This is a genomic window from Pseudomonas sp. LSJ-87 (assembly GCF_032971465.1).
In the GTDB taxonomy this organism is placed as follows: domain Bacteria; phylum Pseudomonadota; class Gammaproteobacteria; order Pseudomonadales; family Pseudomonadaceae; genus Aquipseudomonas; species Aquipseudomonas putida_Z.
The window spans coordinates 1-21,935 of the sequence record NZ_JAWJYQ010000013.1 but is presented as its reverse complement, the minus strand read 5'-3'; the positions used below and the strand labels follow the sequence as shown (position 1 = coordinate 21,935).

Sequence of the window (21,935 nt, the reverse complement as noted above, 5' to 3'; positions counted from 1 at the left end):
CTGTGCGCTATCCCTGTGGGAGCGGCCTTGTGTCGCGATAGGGCCGCACCGCGGCCCCAATTCAGGTCAGATCACTCGATCTGCCCGTGGCAATGCTTGAACTTCTTGCCCGAACCACACCAGCACGGCTCGTTGCGGCCCAGCTTCTGCTCGTTGCGCACCGGTGCCGAGGCGACGGCCACTTCGGCGCCCTCCTCGTTCAGTTGCTCGCTTTCCAGGCCCGGGGCAGCGGCATGCTGGAACTGCATGCGGCTGGCCAGTTCCTCGGCCTCGCGGCGCAGGCGGGCTTCCTCTTCGACCGGGTCTTCGCGGCGTACCTGAACGTGCGACAGCACACGGATGGTGTCGCGCTTGATCGACTCGAGCAGCTCCTGGAACAGGCTGAAGGATTCGCGCTTGTACTCCTGCTTCGGGTTCTTCTGCGCATAACCACGCAGGTGGATACCGTGACGCAGGTGGTCCATGGTCGACAGGTGGTCTTTCCACAGGTCGTCCAGCACGCGCAGCAGGATCTGCTTCTCGAAGGTACGCAGGGCTTCGATACCGGCCTGGTCTTCCTTCTCGGTGTACGCGGTGGTGATTTCGTTCAGCAGCTTCTCGCGCAGGGTCTCTTCGTAGAGGTGATCGTCCTCGTCGAGCCACTGCTGGATCGGCAGCTTCATGGCGAAATCGCTGGCAAGCGAAGCTTCCAGACCGGCCACGTCCCACTGCTCTGGCAGCGACTGCGGCGGAATGTGCTGGCTGATGGTAGCGTCCAGTACTTCCTTGCGGAATTCGACGATGGTGTCGCCAATGTTCTCGGCGGCCAGCAGGCTGTTGCGCATGTGGTAGATCACCTTGCGCTGCTCGTTGGCCACGTCGTCGTATTCCAGCAACTGCTTGCGGATGTCGAAGTTGCGGCCTTCGACCTTGCGCTGGGCCTTCTCGATGGCGTTGGTGACCATGCGGTGCTCGATGGCCTCGCCGGACTGCATGCCCAGCGCCTTCATGAAGTTCTTCACCCGGTCAGAGGCGAAGATACGCATCAGGCTGTCTTCCAGCGACAGGTAGAAGCGGCTGGAGCCCGGGTCGCCCTGACGGCCGGAACGGCCACGCAGCTGGTTGTCGATACGGCGCGATTCGTGGCGCTCGGAAGCGATCACGTGCAGGCCACCCGTCTCGATCACCTGCTGGTGACGCTTCTGCCAGTCGGCCTTGATCTGGGCGATCTGCTCGGCGGTCGGGTTTTCCAGGGCAGCCACTTCGGCTTCCCAGTTACCGCCCAGCAGGATGTCGGTACCACGGCCGGCCATGTTGGTGGCGATGGTCAGGGCACCTGGCGCACCGGCTTGCGCGATGATCTCGGCTTCCTTCTCGTGGTACTTGGCGTTGAGCACCTTGTGGTCGATACCTTCCTTCTTCAGGAGGTTGGACATGTGCTCGGAGGTTTCGATGGTCGCAGTACCCACCAGCACCGGGCGGCCCTGCTTCATGCTTTCCTTGATGTCGGCGATGATCGCGGCGTATTTCTCGTCGGCGGTCAGGTACACCAGGTCGTTGAAGTCTTTACGCGCCAACGGCTTGTTCGGCGGAATGACCATCACGTTGAGCCCGTAGATCGACTGGAACTCGAACGCTTCGGTGTCGGCGGTACCGGTCATGCCGGACAGCTTGGTGTACAGGCGGAAGTAGTTCTGGAAGGTGGTCGAAGCCAGGGTCTGGCTCTCGGCCTGGATGTTCAGGTTCTCTTTGGCTTCGATGGCCTGGTGCAGGCCTTCGGACAGACGACGGCCCGGCATGGTACGGCCGGTGTGCTCGTCGATCAGCAGGACCTGGCCGTCCTGGACGATGTATTCGATGTTGCGGTGGAACAGCTTGTGCGCGCGCAGGCCGGCGTAGACGTGGGTCAGCAGGCTCAGGTTATGCGCCGAGTACAGGCTCTCGCCCTCGGCCAGCAGGCCGGACTGGGTGAGCATCTCTTCGATGAACTGGTGACCGGCTTCGTTCAGCTCGACCTGACGGCTCTTCTCGTCGATGGTGAAGTGGCCTTCCTGGGTGACCTGGCCTTCGACCTCTTCGATGTGCTGGGTAAGGCGCGGGATCAGACGGTTGATCTCGATGTACAGCTTGGAGCTGTCCTCGGCCTGACCGGAGATGATCAGCGGGGTACGCGCTTCGTCGATGAGGATGGAGTCGACTTCGTCGATCACGGCGAAGTTCAGTTCACGCTGGAACTTCTCGTCCTGGCTGAACGCCATGTTGTCGCGCAGGTAGTCGAAACCGAATTCGTTGTTGGTGCCGTAGGTGATGTCGGACGCGTAGGCGGCGCGCTTTTCTTCCGGCGGCTGGAAAGCCGAGACGATGCCGACCGACAGGCCGAGGAACTCGTACAGCGGGCGCATCCAGTTGGCGTCGCGGCGGGCCAGGTAGTCGTTGACGGTGACCACGTGCACGCCCTTGCCGGACAATGCGTTGAGGTACACGGCCAGGGTACCGACCAAGGTCTTGCCTTCACCGGTACGCATTTCTGCGATCATGCCCTCGTGCAGGGTCATGCCGCCGATCAGCTGCACGTCGAAGTGGCGCATGCCCATCACGCGCTTGCCGGCCTCACGGGCCACGGCGAAGGCTTCAGGCAGCAACTGGTCCAGTGTCTCGCCTTTGGCCAGGCGCTCCTTGAACTCTGCGGTCTTGCCCCGCAGTTGCTCGTCGGAGAGGGCCACCATCTTCTCTTCGAGAGCATTGACGATGTTCACCGTCTTGAGCATGCGTTTGACTTCACGCTCGTTCTTGCTTCCAAAAAGTTTCTTTAACAAAGGCGCAAACATATCGGCAGGATCTTCCACACGTAGGGATGGAGGGCGGCCCCATGAGTCGCCCGTGCAGCCCTGAGGCCGCATGCGAACGAGCATTCTACCCGGAAACGATGGTGAGGAAAGTGGTGGATTTCCACGATGCTTGTACAGCGTTTTGGCGGGGGCTTGTTTTAGATAGGGGCATTTTCCCTGAGTTCAAGGTTCGGGAAGATGAAACGTATCGAGAATGAGTCTTGTCTTTTGTTATCTGTGCCGGCCTCTTCGCGGGTAAACCCGCTCCCACAGGATCACCTACACATCAAGGGCAGTGCCTTACCTGTGGGAGCGGGTTCACCCGCGAAGAGGCCAGTGCAGGCTATAGAGATGTTAGACTGCGGACCATGTAACCTCATGCGTACCCCCATGGCCTACAAACCCTCCCCCGCCCAGCCGCCCTCGGCCCTGCTCCGCCAGGTCCGCCCGCTGCGCCTGCTGCTGAACCAGGCCGAACGCCTGGAGCACCTGCAGCGCCTGCTGGAAAGCCAGCTGCAACCAGCCGCCCGCGAGCACTGCCATGTGGCGTCGTGGCGCGATGGCACATTGTTGCTGGTGGTAACCGACGGCCACTGGGCAACCCGCCTGCGCTATCAGCAGAAACGCTTGATGTCGGCATTACAGGCCATGGAGGCGTTCGCCAACCTCAGGCGCATCCTGTACAAGGTCCAGCCCCCGCTGGTGCCAGCCAAGCGTGGTGGTCATGCTGCGGAACTGTCCAATAACGCAGCCGAGAGCCTGCGCGATACCGCCGAGGGCATCACTGACCCCAAGCTGCGCGCAGCACTGGAACGATTGGCCGCCCACGCCCAGGACAAGCCATAAAAAAGGCCACCCGAAGGTGGCCTTAATGAACTAGAGAGTGTTCGAACTTACACGGCCGCAACAGGGCGCATGTACGAGATCGGTGCCGTGCTGGCATCTTCGAAGGTGACCACTTCCCAGGCATCGGTTTCGGCAATCAGCTTGCGCAACAGCTGGTTGTTCAGCGCGTGGCCGGACTTGTAGCCCTTGAACTCGCCGATCAGGCTGTTGCCCAGCAGATAAAGGTCGCCAATGGCGTCGAGGATCTTGTGCTTGACGAATTCGTCATCGGAACGAAGGCCGTCTTCGTTGAGCACACCGGTCTCGTCGACCACGATGGCGTTCTCGACACTGCCACCTAGCGCAAGGTTGTGCTTGCGCAGGTACTCGATGTCACGCATGAAACCGAAGGTACGGGCGCGGCTGACTTCCTTCACGAACGAGGTGCTGGAGAAGTCGACGACCGCACTCTGGGTCTGGCCCTTTAGGACCGGATGATCGAAGTCGATCTCGAAGCTCACCTTGAAACCGTCGAAAGGCAGGAAAGTGGCGCGCTTGTCGCCCTCTTCCACGGTTACCTCACGCAGGATGCGGATGAACTTCTTGGCTGCGTCCTGTTCTTCCAGGCCGGCAGACTGAATCAGAAATACAAAGGGTCCGGCGCTGCCATCCATGATCGGCACTTCCGAGGCGGAGAGCTCGACGTAGGCGTTATCGATGCCCAGGCCCGCCATGGCGGAGAGCAGGTGCTCGACCGTATCGACCTTGACGTCACCGTTGACCAGCGTCGTCGACATGGTTGTCTCGCCGACGTTGGCCGCGCGCGCCGGGATTTCGACCACAGGGTCGAGGTCGGCGCGGCGGAAGACGATGCCGGTGTCAACAGGTGCAGGCTTGAGGGTCAGGTAAACCTTCTCCCCGGAGTGCAGACCGACACCTGTGGCACGGATGGTATTCTTCAGGGTGCGTTGTTTAATCATGGCATTGGCCGCTTCAGCGCAAATTGCGAACAGGTATCAACAAAGGCTGGGGATGATAACAGACCCAACCTTTGATGAATACCAATCACCTTTATACCCCTGATAAATTCCATTAATCAGCCTGACGACGCAGGAATGCCGGGATATCGAGGTAGTCCAGGTCATCCTGAGGGTTCAGTTTAGCGGCTGCAGCAGCACCTGCATGGGCCTGGTTGCGCATTACGGTCGGGCGCTCCAGGTCACGGTAGTTGACCGCAGGCTGCTCCTGGCGAACCGGCGCCGGGTTGGAAGCCTCGTACACCTGCTGGGCAGTCTGCAGGGTGTTGTCGACCACCTTCACAGGCTTCTCGATGCGCGCGCCCAGGCCGGTGGCCACTACGGTCACGTGCAGTTCGTCGCGCATGTCCGGGTCGATCACGGTGCCAACCTTGACCATGGCGTGGTCGGAGGCGAAGGCTTCGATGATGCTACCCACGTCGGAGTACTCGCCCAGCGACAGGTCAGGGCCTGCGGTGATGTTCACCAGGATGCCGCGGGCGCCCTGCAGGTTGACGTCTTCCAGCAGCGGGTTGCGGATCGCTGCCTCGGTGGCTTCACGCGCACGGTTCGGGCCGCTGGCGCAGCCAGTACCCATCATGGCCATGCCCATTTCACCCATCACGGTACGCACGTCGGCGAAGTCGACGTTGATCATGCCCGGGCGCTTGATGATATCGGAGATACCGCGCACGGCACCGGCCAGTACGTCGTCGGCCTTGGCGAAGGCGGACAGCAGGCTGGCATCCTTGCCCAGGATGGTCAGCAGCTTCTCGTTGGGGATGGTGATCAACGAGTCGACGCTTTCGGCCAGCATGCGGATGCCTTCATCGGCGATCTGCATGCGCTTGCGGCCTTCGAACGGGAACGGACGGGTCACCACGGCAACGGTGAGAATGCCCATTTCCTTGGCCACTTCGGCGATGATCGGCGCTGCACCGGTACCGGTACCGCCGCCCATGCCAGTGGTGATGAACACCATGTTGGTGCCCTGCAGCACTTCAGCGATGCGCTCACGGTCTTCCAGCGCGGCCTGGCGGCCGACTTCCGGATTGGCACCGGCACCCAGGCCCTTGGTCACGCCAGTGCCCAATTGCAGGATGGTGCGCGCGCCGATGTTCTTCAGCGCCTGGGCATCGGTGTTGGCGCAGATGAATTCCACGCCTTCGATGCTGCTCTTGACCATGTGGTTGACGGCGTTGCCGCCACCACCGCCAACGCCGATCACTTTGATGACCGGGCTTTGCGGGACGTTGTCTACGAGCTCGAACATTTTCCCTCTCCTTACAGTTCTCTAGTTGTCGCGCCTACCACTACTGCTTTGAAACTTAGAAGTTGCCCTGGACCCAGCGCTTGAAGCGTTCAAGCACTGGAGCCTTCGGTTCATCGCCATAGCTGTTGTTGCTGCTGTTACCGGTCAGGGGCAGGTCTTCGGTCTGCTTCTGCAGGCCGTAGGTGAGCAAGCCCACGCCGGTGGAATAGATCGGGTTGCGAACCACGTCGCTGAGCCCCCGAACGCTGTGCGGCACGCCCAGGCGTACCGGCATGTGGAAGATTTCCTCGGCCAGTTCCACGGCGCCTTCCATCTTCGCGGTGCCGCCGGTGAGGACGATGCCGGCCGGCACCAGGTCCTCGTAGCCGCTGCGGCGCAGTTCGGCCTGGATCAGGGTGAAGAGCTCGTCGTAACGTGGCTCTACCACCTCGGCCAGGGCCTGGCGCGACAGCTCGCGCGGTGGGCGATCACCCACGCTTGGCACCTTGATGGTCTCGCCGGCGCCAGCCAGTTTGGCCAGGGCGCAGGCGTAGCGGATCTTGATTTCTTCGGCGTACTGGGTCGGGGTACGCAGGGCCATGGCGATGTCGTTGGTCACCTGGTCGCCGGCAATCGGGATCACCGCAGTGTGACGGATCGCGCCCTCGGTGAAGATGGCGATGTCGGTGGTGCCACCACCGATGTCCACCAGGCACACGCCCAGCTCTTTTTCATCGTCGGTCAGCACCGAGTAGGCCGAGGCCAGCTGCTCGAGGATGATGTCGTCGATTTCCAGGCCACAGCGGCGTACGCATTTTTCGATGTTCTGCGCCGCGTTGACCGCGCAGGTGACCACGTGGACCTTGGCTTCCAGACGTACGCCAGACATGCCCAGCGGCTCGCGCACGCCTTCCTGGTTGTCGATCACGTAGTCCTGCGGCAGGGTGTGCAGCACGCGCTGGTCAGCCGGGATGGCGACGGCCTGGGCGGCGTCGAGTACGCGCTCCAGGTCGGCCAGGCTGACCTCGCGGTCGCGGATGGCGACGATGCCGTGGGAGTTCAGGCTGCGGATGTGGTTGCCGGCCACGCCGACAAAGGCCGAGTGGATGCGGCAGCCGGCCATCAGCTGCGCTTCTTCCACGGCGCGCTGGATCGACTGCACGGTGGACTCGATGTTCACCACCACGCCTTTTTTCAGGCCGCGGGACGGATGGGTACCGATCCCGACGATTTCCAGGGTGCCGTCCTCGCCCACTTCACCCACCAGCGCCACCACCTTGGAGGTGCCGATGTCCAGCCCGACGATCATTTTGCCGCTATGCGCGTTTGCCATGGTCCTGCCTCTCTCTAATTCTTCGCAACGGCGGGTTGGGCCGTCGTCGGTGCAATCGGTTCCCGCCAACCAACGGCAAGTCCGTTGGAGTAACGCAGATCAATGCGGGCGATAGTGCTGATCTGGTCTTTGAGTGTCTTGTCGTAAATGGCAATGAAACGGCGCATCTTCTCCACCAGATGGTCGCGCCCCAGCAGCAGCTCGATGCCCGGCCCGGCGCTGCTCGCGCCCGTGGTCAGGAACCAGCTGCCTCGCTCGCGCAGCTCCAGGCGAGCGATGGAAAAGCCCAGGGGGCGCAGCATCTGGCTCAATACCTGATACTGCTGCATCACTTGTTGCTGAGCACGCTGCGGCCCGGCCAGCTGCGGCAGGTGCTCGTAGTTGGCCAGTTCGCGCGGGGTGAAGGCCTGGCCCTGGTTGTTGAGCAAGGCTTCGTCACCCCAGCGCGCCACCGGCAACTGTTCTTCCAGGCGGATCACCACCTCGTCGGGCCACACCCGGCGCACTTCGGCGTGGGCGATCCACGGCATCTGCTCGAGCTCTGCGCGCATCGCCGGCAGGTCGACACTGAAGAAGCTCGCTGCCACGTAGGGCGCGATACGCTGCTGCACCGACTGCTGGCTGATGTAGCTGAGGTCGCCCTGCACGTCGATCTTGGTAATCGGCCGGTCGGCGTACGGCATCAGGCGAATGGCGCCCTCGTAGGCGCCAAACCCGGCCGCCACCAGCAGCACCGGCCACAGCAGGCGCTTGAGACCACCCAGGCTTGGCCGCGGCAGGCGCGCCGATACGGGCTCGTCGGCCACCAGCCGGCTGGCACCACGCGGCACCGGCTTGCTACGGCCGGTAACGGGTTGCTGCTGACGTATCATCGCGCCTTGCATGGTTGTTAACCTCGCGTCGCCACGCTTTCGGCCAGGATCGCCAGCACCAGTTGCTGGAAGTCCAGGCCGGCCGCGCGGGCCGCCATGGGCACCAGGCTATGGTCGGTCATGCCGGGTGCGGTGTTGACTTCGAGCAGCCAGAACCGGCCCTGCTCGTCCTGCATCACGTCCAGCCGCCCCCAGCCTTCGATGCCGATGGCATCGCAGGCACGCGCGGTCAGGTCGATCAGTTCCTGTTCCTTGACGCTGTCCAGGCCGCACGGAATGCGGTACTGGGTATCGTTGGCGATGTACTTGGCGTCGTAGTCGTAGAACACGTGCGGCGTACCCAGGGCGATCGGCGGCAGCACCTGGCCGCGCAATACCGCGACGGTGAACTCCGGCCCATGGATCCACTGTTCCACCAGTACCTGGGAATCGTATTTAGCTGCGTCCTGCCAGGCGGCGACCAGTTCCTGGGCGCTGTTCACCTTGGCCATGCCGATGCTGGAACCTTCATGGGCGGGTTTGACGATAAGCGGGAAGCCCAGTTCCGTACTGGCCTGCAAACAATCGCTTTCGCTCGCCAGCACCGCGTGGCGCGGGGTCGGAATACCCAGGCTCTGCCACACCTGCTTGGTGCGCAGCTTGTCCATGGCCAGTGCCGAGGCAAGGATGCCACTGCCGGTGTAGGGGATGCCCAGGCACTCGAGCAGGCCTTGCATGCTGCCGTCTTCACCGCCACGACCGTGGAGGATGATGAAGGCGCGGTCGATCTTCTCGCTTTGCAGGCGGTCGAGCAGGTCGTCACCCACGTCGATGGCGACAACGTCGACACCGGCGGTGGTCAGCGCGTCGATCACTGCGGCACCGGACTTGAGCGACACTTCGCGCTCGGCGCTCTTGCCGCCGTACAGCACCGCGACGCGGCCGAACGCCTTGACGTCCAGGGTCGAGTGCAGCTTGTCGTAGGCGCTGGTCATTTCGACTTCTCCTGCTTGGCGCCAGCGAACAGCGGGCTTTTCATCAATTGAGGGGCCAGGCCGCCGACATCACCGGCACCCTGGCAGATCAGGATGTCGCCAGCGCGCAGCAGTGGCTTGACCAGCGGCGCCAGGTCGACGCCACGCTCGATGTAGATCGGGTCCAGCTTGCCGCGCTGGCGGATGCTGTGGCACAGCTGGCGGCTGTCGGCGCCGGGGATCGGCTCTTCGCCGGCCGGGTAGACCTCCATCAGCAGCAGCACGTTGGCATCGCCCAGCACCTGGACGAAATCGTCGTACAGGTCGCGGGTACGGCTGTAGCGGTGCGGCTGGTAGACGATCACCAGGCGACGGCTTGGCCAACCGCCGCGCACGGCCTGGATCACCGCGGCCACTTCGGTCGGGTGGTGGCCGTAGTCGTCGACCAGCATCACGCTGCCGCCTTCGACCGGCAGTTCGCCGTACACCTGGAAGCGGCGGCCGACGCCCTGGAAGCCGGACAGGCCCTGGACAATGGCTTCGTCAGTGATGCCTTCGTCGGTGGCGATGGCGATGGTGGCCAAGGCGTTGAGCACGTTGTGGTTGCCGGGCATGTTCACCGACACCTCCAGCGGCTCGCGGTCACGGCGCAGCACGGTGAAGTGGGTCTGCATGCCCATCTGGCGCACGTTGATGGCGCGGATGTCGGCCTCGTCGCTGAAGCCATAGGTCACGGTCGGGCGCTTGACCTGTGGCAGGATCTCGCGCACTACCGGGTCGTCCAGGCACATCACGGCCAGGCCGTAGAACGGCAGGTTGTGCAGGAACTCGACGAAGGTTTTCTTCAGTTTGTTGAAGTCACCTTCGTAGGTCGCCATGTGGTCGGCGTCGATGTTGGTGACCACGGCTACCATCGGCTGCAGGTGCAGGAAGCTGGCATCGCTCTCGTCCGCTTCGGCAATCAGGTAGCGGCTGGTACCCAGCTGGGCATTGGTGCCGGCCGCGGTCAGGCGGCCACCGATGACGAAGGTCGGGTCCAGGCCGCCAGCGGCGAACACCGAGGCCAGCAAGCTGGTAGTGGTGGTCTTGCCGTGGGTGCCGGCAACGGCCACGCCATGGCGATAGCGCATCAGCTCGGCGAGCATCTCGGCACGCGGCACCACCGGAATGCGCCGCTCGAGGGCGGTGGCGACTTCCGGGTTGGCCGGGTTGATGGCGCTGGACACCACCAGCACATCGGCGGTGGCGGCGTTCTCGGCGCGGTGACCGACGAAGATCTCGGCGCCGAACGATTCCAGGCGTTCGGTAACCGGCGAGGCCTTCAGGTCGGAACCGGACACTTCATAGCCCAGGTTCAGCAACACTTCGGCAATGCCGCACATGCCCACGCCGCCGATACCGACGAAGTGGATACGGCGGATACGGCCCATCTTCGGCTGGGGCATGGCTTTCTGGCTCTCAACCATGGGCCACCTCCAGGCAGATATCGACCACGGTGCTGGTTGCGGCAGGTTTGGCCAGGCGCCGTGCGGTGCCTGCCATGACGTTGAGTTTCTCGGGTTGCATCAGCACCTCGTTCAGGCGTTCAGCGAGCTGCGCTGCGCCAGTTGTCGCTTGTGGCATCAGGAAGGCTGCGCCTTCCCGGGCCAGATATTGGGCGTTGTGGGTCTGGTGGTCGTCGATCGCGTGGGGCAATGGCACCAGCATCGAAGGCAGGCCCGCTGCCGCCAGCTCGCTGACGGTCAGGGCGCCGGCCCGGCACACCACAATGTCGGCCCAACCATAGGCTTGGGCCATGTCCTTGATGAAGGGCTCTACCTGAGCCTCGACACCCGCCTCGTGATAACGCTCGGCGGTGGCCGGCGCGTGTTGCTTGCCGGCCTGGTGGAATACCTCTGGCCGCAGTGCGGCGGGCACTTCGGACAGGGCCTTAGGCAACAATTTGTTCAATGGTTCCGCACCCAGGCTGCCGCCCATCACCAGCAGGCGCGCACGGCGCTCGGCCAGGGGCGCGCGCAGGGCGTCCATGAACAGTTCCGGGCGCACCGGGTTGCCGGTGGTGCGCAGTTTGTCGCTGGCGGCGAAGGTGGCCGGGAAGGCTTCGCAAACACGCGCAGCCAGCGGCAGCAGCAGGCGGTTGGTGGTACCGGCGCGGGCATTCTGCTCGTGGATCACCAGCGGTACGCCGCACAGGCGTGCGGCCACGCCGCCGGGGCCGGTCACATAGCCACCGAAGCCGACCACACATACAGGCTTGAGCTCGCGCACGATACGCCGCGCCTGCAGCACGGCCTTGACCAGGGTGAACGGCGCCTTGAGCAACGACAGCTTGCTCTTGCCGCGCAGGCCGCTGACCTGGATCAGGTGCAGCGGCAGGCCGGCCTGGGGCACCAGTTCGTTCTCGATACCGCGCGGGGTGCCCAGCCAGTGCACGCTGTAGCCGCGCGCCTGGAATTCACGGGCGCAGGCCAGGGCCGGGAACACGTGGCCCCCGGTGCCGCCCGCCATGATCAGTACGTTCTTGCCGTCAGCGGCCATGATTGGTCTCCTCGGCAAAATCGCTTTCGCTGAATTCGTGTTCCTCACTGCCCAGGTGCGTGCGGCTTTCCCACTCGATACGCAGCAACAGGCCCACGCAGGCACAGCAGATCACCAGCGAGCTGCCCCCGTAGCTGAGGAACGGCAGGGTCAGGCCCTTGGTCGGCAGCAGGCCAACGTTCACACCGATGTTGATCAGGAACTGGCCGATCCACAGGAAGGCCAGGCCGAAGGCAACATAAGCGGCAAAGAACTGCTTGGCTTTCTCCGCCCACAGGCCGATATACAGGGCACGCACAGTGACGAATACGAACAGCGCGATAGTCAGCAGCGAGCCGACCACGCCGAGTTCTTCGGCCAGTACCGAGAACACGAAGTCGGTGTGCGCTTCAGGCAGGTAGAACTGCTTCTGCACGCTGTTGCCCAGGCCAACGCCCAGCCACTCGCCACGGCCGAAGGCAATCAGCGCCTGGGTCAGCTGGTAGCCCGAGCCGAACTGGTCGGACCACGGGTCGGTAAAGGTAATCAGGCGCGCCATCCGGTAAGGCTGCGCCTGTACCAGGACGAACACCGCGACCACCGCCAACACCACCATCAGGCTGAAGCGGAACAGCCCCACCCCGCCGAGGAACAGCATGGCCGCCGCCGCGCCCATCATCACCACGGTGGCGCCGAAGTCCGGCTCCATCAGCAGCAGGGCAGCCATGGGCAGCAGCACGATGAACGGCTTGAAGAAGCCCATCCAGGTTTCGCGTACCTCGGTCTGCCGGCGCACCAGGTAGCCGGCCAGGTAGACGACCACGAACACCTTGGCGATTTCCGAAGGCTGCACGTTGAAGAAGCTGAAGCCGATCCAGCGCATGGAGCCGTTCACTTCGCGGCCGATACCCGGCACCAGCACCAGTACCAGCAGGCCGAAGGCACCCAGCAGCATCAGGAAGCCCATGCGCTGCCAGGTGGCGATCGGTACCAGCATTGTGGCGCCACAGGCGACCAGGCCGAGGAACACGTACACCAGGTGGCGGAACATGTGGTAAAGCGGGTTGCCCGACTGCACCGCAGCCACTTCCGAGGACGCCGAGGTGATCATCACCAGGCCCAGGCCCAGCAATGCCAGGCAGCCGGCGAGCATCGCGAAGTCCAGGTCGATGCCACGGCCGCTGATCAGCGGCGACGGATAGGGCTTGAGGATGCCGAAGATCATGCAAGGCCTCCCGCTGCCTGGGCGAACAGGCGCCCGCGTTCTTCGAAGTTCTTGAACATGTCGAGGCTGGCGCACGCCGGCGACAGCAGCACGGCATCACCCGCCTGGGCCAGTTCGGCGCATTGCTGCACGGCGTCGTCGAGGGTCTTGACGCGGACCAGTTGCACGCCATCGCCCAGAGCTTCGGCCAGGCGCTCGGCATCACGGCCAAGCAGTACCACGGCGCGGCAGAAGCGCTTGACCGGCTCGCGCAGCGCTGCGAAGTCGGCGCCCTTGCCATCGCCACCGGCGATCAGCACCAGCTTGCCTTCGATGTCGGCACCCAGGCCTTCGATGGCGGCCAGGGCAGCACCGACGTTGGTGGCCTTGGAATCGTCGTACCAGTTAACGCCGTTACGCTCGCGCACCCACTGGCAACGGTGGGCCAGGCCGCCGAACTCGCGCAGCGCCTCGAGCATCGGTTCGAACGGCAGGCCGGCAGCATGCCCCAGGGCCAGTGCCGCCAGGGCGTTGCTCTGGTTGTGGGCGCCGCGAATCTTCAGCTCACGCGCCGGCATCAGCGCCTGGAACTCGAACGCCAGGTATTTCTCGCCGTCCACTTCGCGCAGGCCGAAGGCCTTGAAGTCCGGCTGGTTCAGGCCGAAGGTCCAGCATGGGCGGCCTTCCACCGGCAGCGGTCGGCTCAGGGCGTCCTGGCGGTTGACCACGACCTGGCGGGCACCACGGAAGATCCGGTGTTTGGCCAGGTGGTAGGCCGGCAGGCCGCTGTAGCGGTCCATGTGGTCTTCGCTGATGTTCAGCACGGTGGCCACTTCGGCGTTGAGCTGGTCGGTGGTTTCCAGCTGGAAGCTGGACAGTTCCAGCACGTACAGCTCGACGTCATCGGCCAGCAGGTCCAGCGCCGGGGTACCGAGGTTGCCGCCCACCGCCACGCGCTTGCCCGCCTTGGCGGCCATTTCGCCAACCAGGGTGGTGACGGTGCTCTTGGCGTTGGAGCCGCTGATGGCAATGATCGGGGCCTTGGCGTGGCGGGCAAACAGTTCGATGTCACCGGACAGCTTCACGCCACGCGCGGCCGCCTGCTGCAGGGCCGGGGTGGCCAGGGCCAGGCCGGGGCTGACGTACAGCTCGTTGGCGCGGCACAGGAAGTCCACGTCCAGTTCACCACAGCGCACTTCCACCTGCGGGTAATCACGGCGCAGGGTGTCCAGTTCCGGCGGTTGCTCGCGGGTGTCGGCGACCGCAAAGGCAATGCCCCGGCTCGCCAGGAAGCGAACCAGGGACATGCCGCTCTTGCCGAGGCCGACAACGATGCGGAATTGGTCGGAAGCGATCAGGGACACGCTCATCTACCTCAGTTTCAGGGTTGCAAGGCCGACCAGCACCAGGATCACGGTGATGATCCAGAAGCGGACGATCACCCGTGGCTCTGGCCAGCCCTTGAGTTCAAAGTGGTGGTGGATCGGCGCCATGCGGAACACGCGCTTGCCGGTCAGCTTGAAGGAGGCAACCTGGATCACCACCGACAGGGTTTCCATGACGAACACGCCGCCCATGATGAACAGCACGATTTCCTGGCGGACGATCACGGCGATGGTGCCCAGGGCGGCGCCCAGCGCCAGCGCGCCGACGTCACCCATGAATACCTGCGCCGGGTAGGTGTTGAACCACAGGAAGCCCAGGCCGGCACCGATCAGCGCGCCGCAGAACACGATCAGCTCGCCCGAGCCCGGCACGTATGGGATCAGCAGGTATTCGGCGAACTTCACGTTGCCCGACAGGTAGCAGAAGATGCCCAGGGCACCGCCGACCATCACCGTCGGCATGATCGCCAGGCCGTCGAGGCCGTCGGTGAGGTTGACCGCGTTGCTCGAACCGACAATGACGAAGTAGGTCAGCACGACGAAGCCGATGCCCAGCGGAATGGTGACATCCTTGATGAACGGCAGGATCAGCGTGGTTTCGACGCTGGTCGGCGCGGTCTTGTACAGGAAGATGGCTGCAGCCAGGCCGAACACCGACTGCCAGAAGTACTTCCAGCGGCTTGGCAGGCCACGCGAGTTCTTTTCGATCACCTTGCGGTAGTCATCGACCCAGCCGATGGCACCGAATGCCAGGGTAACGATCAGCACCACCCACACGTAGCGGTTGGTCAGGTCGGCCCACAGCAGGGTGCTGACGGCGATGGCGGACAGTATCAGCGCCCCACCCATGGTCGGGGTGCCGGACTTGGACAGGTGCGATTGCGGGCCGTCGTTACGCACGGCCTGGCCGATCTGGCGGATTTGCAGGGTACGGATCATCCACGGCCCCAGCCACAGCGCCAGGGACAACGCGGTCAGCACACCCAGAATCCCGCGCAGGGACAGGTACTGGAAGACCGCGAAGCCTTTGTGGAACTGTTGCAGATACTCGGCCAACAGCAGCAGCATTAATGTTTCTCCCCGCTGGCACCGCACAATGCCGCCACGACGTTTTCCATCGCAGCGCTGCGCGAGCCCTTGATCAAGATAGTGGTGTCGCTGGCATTCTCGGCGCCAACCGCGTCGATCAGCTCAGCTTGAGTAGCGAAATGGCGGCCATTGGCGCCGAACGCCTTGACCGCGTGTTTCATGTTGGAACCCACTGCGTACAGGGCGTCGACCTTGCCACGCGCGTAGTCACCCACCTGACGGTGGCCTTCTTCCGCCCATTGCCCCAGTTCGCCGATATCTCCAAGCACCAGGACGGTGCGTCCGGAAAAGCCGGCGAGTATATCAATGGCCGCGCACATGGAGGTGGGATTTGCGTTGTAACTGTCGTCGATCACGCGCACGCCGTTCGGCGCGATCTGCGCCACGGTACGGCCCTTGACCGGCTGCACGGCAGCCAGGCCGGCGGCGATGCCGCTCAGGCTCAGACCAACGGCATGGGCAGCGGCGGCGGCGGCCAAGGCGTTGCTGACGTTGTGCTCACCAAGCACATTGAGTTGCACGTCCACCACGTCACCAGCGCCGTGCAGCTTGAACGACGGGCAACCACGGGCATCGCGACCGATGTCCGTGGCATGGAAATCGGCCTTTGCATTGCTGCGGGCGAAGCTGAAGACCTTGTGCGCGCCGGCGCGTGCCTTCCAGATATCAAAGGCCTTGTCGTCCAGGTTGAGGATGGCGATACCGCCCGCGCCCAGGCCTTCGAGGATCTCGCCCTTGGCTTCGACGATCTTTTCCGGGCCGCCGAACTCGCCAACGTGGGCGGTACCGGCGTTGTTGATGATGACCACCTGGGGCTGGGTCAGGCCGACGGTGTAGCGGATCTCGCCAATGCGCGAGGCGCCCAGTTCGATCACCGCGGCACTGTGCTCGGGGGCGATCTCCAGCAGGGTCAGCGGCGCGCCGAGGTCGTTGTTCAGGTTGCCGCGGGTGGCGTGCACCAGGCCACGGGTGCGCAGGATGCTGGCGAGCATCTCCTTGACCGTGGTCTTGCCGCTGGAACCGGTGATGGCCACCACCGGCTTGTCGAAGGCAGCACGGCTCAGCGCGCCAAGCTGGCCGAGGGCCAGGCGGCAATCGGCGACCAGCAGCTGCGGCAGATCGACATCGGCTACTTCACGCTCGACCAGGGCCGCGACAGCGCCCTTGGCCTTCACATCGGCCAGGTAGTCGTGGCCATCGAAGCGCGGGCCGGCCAGGGCGACGAACAGTTGCCCGGCGCCAACACTGCGGCTGTCGATGCTGACGCCGGTGAAGGTGGCGTCGGCACCGACTTGTTGACCACTCAGTGCTGTGGTCAGCTGGCTGAGTGACATCGGCTTAAGCATGTGGAGCCTCCCAGGCTGCAAGTGCCTTTTCGGCCTCGGTCAAATCGGAGAAGTCATGGCGCTCGCCATTGATCTCCTGGTAATCCTCGTGCCCCTTGCCGGCCAGCACGATCACATCGTCGGCAGCGGCAGTGGCGATCAGGTGTGCGATGGCTTCGCCACGACCGGCAACGAACTCGACCTCGGCAGGCTTGGCGAAACCGGGACGGATGTCATCGAAAATGCGCAGCGGGTCTTCAGTACGCGGGTTGTCGTCGGTGACCAGCACGCGGTCTGCCAGGCGTTCGGCCACTTCGGCCATCAGCGGACGCTTGCCGCGGTCTCGGTCGCCGCCGCAGCCGAACAGGCACAGCAGCTTGCCGTGCGCGTGCGGGCGCAGGGCTTCGAGTACTTTCTCCAGGGCGTCCGGGGTGTGCGCATAGTCGACCACCACCAGCGGCTTGTCGCCCCCACCCAGGCGCTGCATGCGGCCGATCGGCCCCTGCAGCTGCGGGGTGACCTTGAGGATTTCGTCCAGCGCGTAGTCCAGCGCCAACAGGGTCGCCACGGCGGCGAGCATGTTGCTCAGGTTGAAGCGGCCCAGCAACTGGCTGCGCAGGGTACGTTCGCCCTGGGCGGTGACCAGGGTGGCGCGCACGCCATCGTCATTGAACACGGCTTCGCGGCAGAACAGCGAGGCCTCCGGGTTCTCCAGGCTGTAGCTGAGCAACCGGGTCTCGATATGGTCGGCACTCGGCCGGCGGGCAAAGGCCTCGGCCAGGCGGCGACCGAAGGCGTCGTCAAGGTTGACCACCTGGCAGCGCAGGCTCGACCAGGCGAACAGCTTGGCCTTGGCGGCCTCGTAGGCCTCCATGCTGCCGTGGTAGTCCAGGTGATCGCGGGACAGGTTGGTCATGACCGCGATGTCGAATTCCAGCGCGGCGACCCGGCCCTGCTCCAGGGCGTGCGAGGAAACCTCCATGGCCACGGCCTTGGCGCCACCTTTCTTGAGGTCGTTGAGGGTCGACTGTACGGCGATCGGGTCGGGCGTGGTCAGGCGGCCACTCTGCAGCTCACCATAGAAGCCGGTACCCAGGGTGCCGATCAGGCCGCAACGCTGGCCAAGCAAGTCCAGCGCCTGGGCCACCAGCTGGGTGACGCTGGTCTTGCCGTTGGTACCGGTCACGCCCACCAGGTTCAGCTGGCGGCTCGGTTCACCATAAAAGCGCCCTGCGATATCCGAAAGCTGGGCGATCAGGCCCTTGACCGGGATGAGCGGCGCGTCGGTCAGTGGCAGAACGCTCGTGCCCTGTTCTTCATAGGCCACGGCAGCAGCGCCACGCGCCAGGGCATCGGCGATATGCTCGCGGCCATCGACCTTGGCGCCCGGCACGGCCAGGAACAGATCGCCCGGGCGCACATTGCGGCTGTCCAGGGTCAGTTCACGGATCAGCGGATCACGGCTGGCGTGAGCGAAAAGCTTGCTCAATGGCATTGTCATCATCCACGCCCTCCCTTGGCGGTTGCTGCTGCATTGACTTGCGATTGTTCGACGGGTGCTGGTGGCGGCAGGTTGTCTGGCGGCACGTTCATCAGGCGCAGGGTGCCGGACATGACCTTGCTGAACACCGGCGCCGAAACCAGGCCGCCGAAGTAGCCGCCCTTGCCTGGTTCGTCGATGACCACGACGATGGCGTAGCGCGGGTCGCTCATCGGCCCGAAGCCGGCGAACAGCGAGCGGTAGGCGTTTTCGGTGTAGCCCTTGGAGCCCACGGTGGCTTTACGCGCGGTACCCGACTTGCCGGCCACGTGGTAGAACGGCACCTGGGCGCGGAACACGCCGCGCGGTGCTTCGATCACCTGTTGCAGCATGCCTTGGACGGTTTCGGCGGTTTCCTTCGGAATGGCCTGCACGGCTTCCGGGGCCTTGTCGACCTTGAGGATCGACAGCGGCACCATCTTGCCGTCGTTGGCCAGCGCCGCGTAGGCATGCACCAGTTGCAGGGCGGTGACCGACACGCCATAGCCATAAGACAGGGTCGCGGTCTCTGCCTTGCGCCACTCGCGGTGGTTGGGCAGGTTGCCGACGCGCTCGCCGGGGAAGCCAAGGCCGGTGTACTGGCCCAGGCCGACCTGGGACATGACCCGGTAGATGGCCTCGCCGCCGATGTCGAAGGCGATCTTGCTCATGCCGACGTTACTGGAGTTGATCAGGATGCCGGTCAGGTCGAGGATCGGGCCCTCGCTCCTGGACACGTCCTTGATGGTGTAGCGACCGATCTGCAGGCTGCCCGGGTACACCTCGACCTTGTCGGTCGGCTTCCAGCGGCCACTTTCCAGTGCCGCGCTCATGGAGATCGGCTTGACCGTGGAGCCCGGCTCGAACACGTCGATGATCGCGCGGTTACGCATGGCGGCCGGGAACATGCTGCGACGGTTGTTGGGGTTGTAGGTCGGCTGGTTGACCATGGCCAGGACCTCACCGGTCTTGACGTCCATGATCACCAGGCTGCCGGCCTTGGCGTCCTGTTCGGCAATGGCGTTGCGCAGCTCGCGGGTGGCCAGGTACTGCAGGCGCAGGTCTATCGACAACGCCAAGGTCTTCCCGGCCTTGGCGTTCTTGGTTACCTGGATGTCCTTGATCAGCCGGCCGCGCCGGTCCTTGATCACCTGCCGCTTGCCGGGTACGCCGGCCAGCCACTCGTCATAGGCCAGTTCCACCCCTTCCCGACCGTGGTCGTCGAGGTCGGTGAAGCCGACCATGTGCGCAGTGACATCACCGGCCGGGTAGAAGCGGCGGAATTCTTCCAGGCCGTACACACCCGGCACTTTCAGGTCGAGTACATGCTGGCCCTGCTCCGGGGTAAGGCCGCGGACCAGATAGATGAACTCTTTGCTGGCCTGCTGGGTCAGGCGCTCGGTCAGCTGCTGCGGGTTCTGCCCCAGCGCTGCCGCCAGCTGTGGCCAGCGGTCTTTGGAGGCCTGCATTTCCTTGGGGTTGGCCCACAGGGTGGTGACCGGGGTACTGACCGCCAGCGGTTCACCGTTACGGTCGGTGATCAGGCCGCGGTGAGCCGGGATAGGGATGTGACGCAGGCTGCGCGCATCGCCCTGGCCCTTGAGGAAGTCACGGTCGACCACCTGCAGGTCGATGATGCGCCAGCAGATGGCACCGACCATCAGCGCCAGCAAGCCGATCACCACGCGGAAGCGCCATGGGTAGAGTGCGCCTTCGAGCTTCATCATGGCGCCACCATCCGCACTTCGTCAGCCGAAGGTACGCGCATCTTCAGTTGCTCGGAAGCCAGGTTTTCGATGCGGCTGGCGGCGGTCCAGGTGCTTTGCTCGAGGATCAGCCGGCCCCACTCGGCCTGGGCCTTGTCGCGTTCGTTCAACTCGCCGTACAGGGTGTTGAGCAACTGACGGTTCCAGTGCGCGCTGTAGGACACGGCGATGGCCGAAATCAACACGGCAACGAACAGCAGAAGCATCAGGAAGCTTCCGCCTGGCAAGGGTTTGGCAAACAGCCTGCTCACCGCAGCTTCTCCGCCACCCGCATCACGGCGCTGCGCGCCCGCGGGTTGGCCTTGAGCTCGGCTTCGGAGGCGAACTGGGCCTTGCCGATGAGCTTGATTTTCGGCTCGAAGGCCTTGTGCTGAACCGGCAGGTTGCGTGGCAGGTTGTCAGCCTCGCCCTTGACCAGCTTGCGCATGAACAGCTTGACGATACGGTCTTCCAGCGAGTGGAAACTGATGACTGCCAGGCGACCGCCAACTTCAAGCGCTTCGAGCGCTGCCTCAAGACCGGTCTCTAGGTCGCCCAGCTCGTTGTTGACGTGAATGCGCAGGCCCTGGAAGGCACGGGTAGCCGGGTTCTTGCCTTTTTCCCAAGCCGGGTTGGCCACCTTGAGCACTTCCGCCAGGTCGGCGGTACGGGTGAACGGCTGCTTTTCGCGGCGCTCCACCACAGCACGCGCCATGCGCCCGGCAAAGCGCTCCTCGCCGTATTCCTTGAATACGCGGGCGATCTCTTCCACCGGCGCAGTGGCGATGAACTCGGCGGCGCTGATGCCCTGGTCCGGGTTCATGCGCATGTCCAGCGGGCCATCATTGAGGAAGCTGAAGCCACGCTCGGGGTCATCCAGCTGCGGCGAGGAAACGCCCAGGTCGAGCAATACGCCACTGACCTTGCCATCCAGGCCGCGCTCGGCCACTTCCGCGCCCAGCTCGGCAAAGCTGCGCTGCACAATGACAAAGCGGCCGTCTTCGGCCGCCAGCGCTTGCCCCGTGGCAATCGCCTGTGGATCTTTGTCGAAACCCAGCAGCCGCCCTTGCGGCCCGAGCTTGCTGAGAATCAGCCGGCTGTGCCCGCCACGGCCGAAAGTGCCGTCCAGATAGCAACCGTCGGCGCGCAGGGCCAATGCCTCGACAGCTTCGTCGAGCAGGACGGTAATGTGGTTGAAGCCGCTATCTATGGTCACAGGATCAGGTCACGCAATTCGTCGGGCATGGCGCCCGGTTGTTGAATAGCTGCAAGGTCGGCTGCCGAAACCGCGTTCCAGGCATCTTCATCCCACAGCTGGAATTTGTTCAGTTGCCCCACCAGCATCGCCTTCTTGTCGAGCTTGGCGTACTCACGCAGACGGGGCGGCACCAGGAAACGCCCGCTGCCATCGAGCTCCAGGTCAACCGCATTACCGATCAGCAAACGCTGCAGGCGGCGGTTTTCCTCACGCAACGATGGCAAGGCACGCAACTTGGCTTCTATCTGTTCCCACTCATCGAGGGGATAAACACACAAGCAGGGGTCAACGGCGTCGATGGTCACGATCAGCTGACCATTGCAACGCGAATCGAGCTCGTCACGGTACCGGCTCGGCATGGCGAGACGGCCCTTGGCATCGAGGCTGACGGCGTTGGCTCCGCGGAACACGGCTGCGATTCCCCACAATGTTAGCTTTTTTGTGCCAGAAAACCCACTTCATCCCACTTTCTGCCACTTGCGCACACTATAGGAATCCGCCCGCAGCACCGTCAAGGCACGTTCGGAAGGAAAAGCCTTACAGGACCGAGATTTAGCGCAATAAAGGAATGCGGAAGGACTACCGAGGAGAAAAAAACACGAGAAAAATCAAACCCACGCAGGCGAATGGAGTTCGAAGTTAAAGTGATTTATTAAGAGTAAGATTTTTTCGGTATTACCAGAGGACATCTGCTATCGAATAAAGCAGGGAGGGAAAGGTGGAGAGTCGATCTGTAAGCCGGGTTTTGTCGAGGACAGTCATTCCTCTACGACGGCCATCGCTGGACGCCTCTAGCAACCTACCCGGTTCCGACGCGGGCCACGCCTGATGGAAC

General features: G+C 63.8%; 18 protein-coding genes. 1 reads left to right on the top strand and 17 read right to left on the bottom strand.

All coding sequences use genetic code 11. The features are described 5' to 3' along the window. Nucleotides 1-71: 71 nt before the first annotated feature. Nucleotides 72-2,807, bottom strand: coding sequence for a preprotein translocase subunit SecA (gene secA / locus RYH74_RS09795; protein ID WP_075046258.1), 2,736 nt, complete (start codon nt 2,805-2,807; stop codon nt 72-74). A gap of 390 nt (nt 2,808-3,197) precedes the next feature. Between secA and RYH74_RS09790 the strand changes: the two genes are divergently transcribed. Continuing rightward, nucleotides 3,198-3,653, top strand: a complete 456-nt coding sequence (locus RYH74_RS09790; RefSeq protein WP_075046260.1) for a DUF721 domain-containing protein — start codon at nt 3,198-3,200, stop codon at nt 3,651-3,653. 47 nt (nt 3,654-3,700) lie between these two features. On the opposite strand, the gene lpxC is transcribed toward RYH74_RS09790, so the two are convergent. From lpxC to mraZ, 16 genes are all read right to left on the bottom strand, one after another. Continuing rightward, nucleotides 3,701-4,612, bottom strand: a complete 912-nt coding sequence (gene lpxC, locus RYH74_RS09785) for a UDP-3-O-acyl-N-acetylglucosamine deacetylase (protein ID WP_003260771.1) — start codon at nt 4,610-4,612, stop codon at nt 3,701-3,703. Between the two features lie 112 nt (nt 4,613-4,724). Continuing rightward, nucleotides 4,725-5,921 (bottom strand): cell division protein FtsZ, encoded by a 1,197-nt coding sequence (gene ftsZ, locus RYH74_RS09780; RefSeq protein WP_003260772.1) that lies wholly within the window; start codon nt 5,919-5,921, stop codon nt 4,725-4,727. A 55-nt stretch (nt 5,922-5,976) separates the two neighbouring features. Then, nucleotides 5,977-7,233, bottom strand: a complete 1,257-nt coding sequence (gene ftsA, locus RYH74_RS09775; RefSeq protein ID WP_015271706.1) for a cell division protein FtsA — start codon at nt 7,231-7,233, stop codon at nt 5,977-5,979. Between the two features lie 14 nt (nt 7,234-7,247). Next, entirely contained in the window at nt 7,248-8,117 is an 870-nt protein-coding gene (locus RYH74_RS09770) for a cell division protein FtsQ/DivIB (protein ID WP_025340544.1), read from the bottom strand. A gap of 5 nt (nt 8,118-8,122) precedes the next feature. After that, on the bottom strand, nt 8,123-9,079 hold the full coding sequence (locus RYH74_RS09765) for a D-alanine--D-alanine ligase (protein WP_023661967.1): 957 nt from the start codon (nt 9,077-9,079) through the stop codon (nt 8,123-8,125). After that, nucleotides 9,076-10,524, bottom strand: coding sequence for a UDP-N-acetylmuramate--L-alanine ligase (gene murC / locus RYH74_RS09760; protein WP_013974110.1), 1,449 nt, complete (start codon nt 10,522-10,524; stop codon nt 9,076-9,078). The genes RYH74_RS09765 and murC overlap by 4 nt, the downstream gene beginning before the upstream one ends. Beyond that, nucleotides 10,517-11,596: an undecaprenyldiphospho-muramoylpentapeptide beta-N-acetylglucosaminyltransferase gene (gene murG / locus RYH74_RS09755; protein WP_075046262.1), complete on the bottom strand. Its 1,080-nt coding sequence runs from the start codon at nt 11,594-11,596 to the stop codon at nt 10,517-10,519. The genes murC and murG overlap by 8 nt, the downstream gene beginning before the upstream one ends. Further along, entirely contained in the window at nt 11,586-12,800 is a 1,215-nt protein-coding gene (gene ftsW / locus RYH74_RS09750) for a putative lipid II flippase FtsW (protein ID WP_075046263.1), read from the bottom strand. Before ftsW ends, murG begins: the two co-directional genes overlap by 11 nt. Beyond that, entirely contained in the window at nt 12,797-14,143 is a 1,347-nt protein-coding gene (gene murD, locus RYH74_RS09745) for a UDP-N-acetylmuramoyl-L-alanine--D-glutamate ligase (protein WP_039613069.1), read from the bottom strand. Before murD ends, ftsW begins: the two co-directional genes overlap by 4 nt. Before the next feature lie 6 nt (nt 14,144-14,149). Continuing rightward, complete coding sequence (gene mraY, locus RYH74_RS09740) at nt 14,150-15,232, bottom strand: phospho-N-acetylmuramoyl-pentapeptide-transferase (protein ID WP_025340548.1); 1,083 nt, start codon at nt 15,230-15,232, stop codon at nt 14,150-14,152. Then, a complete protein-coding gene (locus RYH74_RS09735; RefSeq protein ID WP_317409324.1) occupies nt 15,232-16,599 on the bottom strand; it encodes a UDP-N-acetylmuramoyl-tripeptide--D-alanyl-D-alanine ligase in 1,368 nt (455 codons plus the stop codon). The genes mraY and RYH74_RS09735 overlap by 1 nt, the downstream gene beginning before the upstream one ends. Continuing rightward, nucleotides 16,592-18,082, bottom strand: a complete 1,491-nt coding sequence (locus tag RYH74_RS09730; RefSeq protein ID WP_410902910.1) for a UDP-N-acetylmuramoyl-L-alanyl-D-glutamate--2,6-diaminopimelate ligase — start codon at nt 18,080-18,082, stop codon at nt 16,592-16,594. The genes RYH74_RS09735 and RYH74_RS09730 overlap by 8 nt, the downstream gene beginning before the upstream one ends. Then, nucleotides 18,079-19,821, bottom strand: a complete 1,743-nt coding sequence (locus RYH74_RS09725) for a peptidoglycan D,D-transpeptidase FtsI family protein (RefSeq protein WP_162276789.1) — start codon at nt 19,819-19,821, stop codon at nt 18,079-18,081. Before RYH74_RS09725 ends, RYH74_RS09730 begins: the two co-directional genes overlap by 4 nt. Further along, nucleotides 19,821-20,114 (bottom strand): cell division protein FtsL, encoded by a 294-nt coding sequence (gene ftsL / locus RYH74_RS09720; RefSeq protein WP_025340552.1) that lies wholly within the window; start codon nt 20,112-20,114, stop codon nt 19,821-19,823. Before ftsL ends, RYH74_RS09725 begins: the two co-directional genes overlap by 1 nt. Then, nucleotides 20,111-21,058: a 16S rRNA (cytosine(1402)-N(4))-methyltransferase RsmH gene (gene rsmH, locus RYH74_RS09715; RefSeq protein ID WP_025340553.1), complete on the bottom strand. Its 948-nt coding sequence runs from the start codon at nt 21,056-21,058 to the stop codon at nt 20,111-20,113. Before rsmH ends, ftsL begins: the two co-directional genes overlap by 4 nt. After that, nucleotides 21,055-21,510, bottom strand: coding sequence for a division/cell wall cluster transcriptional repressor MraZ (gene mraZ, locus RYH74_RS09710; protein ID WP_004575120.1), 456 nt, complete (start codon nt 21,508-21,510; stop codon nt 21,055-21,057). Before mraZ ends, rsmH begins: the two co-directional genes overlap by 4 nt. Nucleotides 21,511-21,935: the final 425 nt, after the last annotated feature.

Bases quoted from the DNA above. Each gene is read 5' to 3' on its own strand.
- mraY (WP_025340548.1), bottom strand. From the start codon at position 15,232: ATGCTGCTGCTGTTGGCCGAGTATCTGCAACAGTTCCACAAAGGCTTC.
- ftsW (WP_075046263.1), bottom strand. From the start codon at position 12,800: ATGATCTTCGGCATCCTCAAGCCCTATCCGTCGCCGCTGATCAGCGGC.
- ftsZ (WP_003260772.1), bottom strand. From the start codon at position 5,921: ATGTTCGAGCTCGTAGACAACGTCCCGCAAAGCCCGGTCATCAAAGTG.
- murC (WP_013974110.1), bottom strand. From the start codon at position 10,524: ATGGTTGAGAGCCAGAAAGCCATGCCCCAGCCGAAGATGGGCCGTATC.
- RYH74_RS09735 (WP_317409324.1), bottom strand. From the start codon at position 16,599: ATGCTTAAGCCGATGTCACTCAGCCAGCTGACCACAGCACTGAGTGGT.
- RYH74_RS09790 (WP_075046260.1), top strand. From the start codon at position 3,198: ATGGCCTACAAACCCTCCCCCGCCCAGCCGCCCTCGGCCCTGCTCCGC.
- ftsA (WP_015271706.1), bottom strand. From the start codon at position 7,233: ATGGCAAACGCGCATAGCGGCAAAATGATCGTCGGGCTGGACATCGGC.
- secA (WP_075046258.1), bottom strand. From the start codon at position 2,807: ATGTTTGCGCCTTTGTTAAAGAAACTTTTTGGAAGCAAGAACGAGCGT.
- RYH74_RS09725 (WP_162276789.1), bottom strand. From the start codon at position 19,821: ATGAAGCTCGAAGGCGCACTCTACCCATGGCGCTTCCGCGTGGTGATC.
- RYH74_RS09730 (WP_410902910.1), bottom strand. From the start codon at position 18,082: ATGATGACAATGCCATTGAGCAAGCTTTTCGCTCACGCCAGCCGTGAT.
- lpxC (WP_003260771.1), bottom strand. From the start codon at position 4,612: ATGATTAAACAACGCACCCTGAAGAATACCATCCGTGCCACAGGTGTC.
- murG (WP_075046262.1), bottom strand. From the start codon at position 11,596: ATGGCCGCTGACGGCAAGAACGTACTGATCATGGCGGGCGGCACCGGG.
- RYH74_RS09770 (WP_025340544.1), bottom strand. From the start codon at position 8,117: ATGCAAGGCGCGATGATACGTCAGCAGCAACCCGTTACCGGCCGTAGC.
- RYH74_RS09765 (WP_023661967.1), bottom strand. From the start codon at position 9,079: ATGACCAGCGCCTACGACAAGCTGCACTCGACCCTGGACGTCAAGGCG.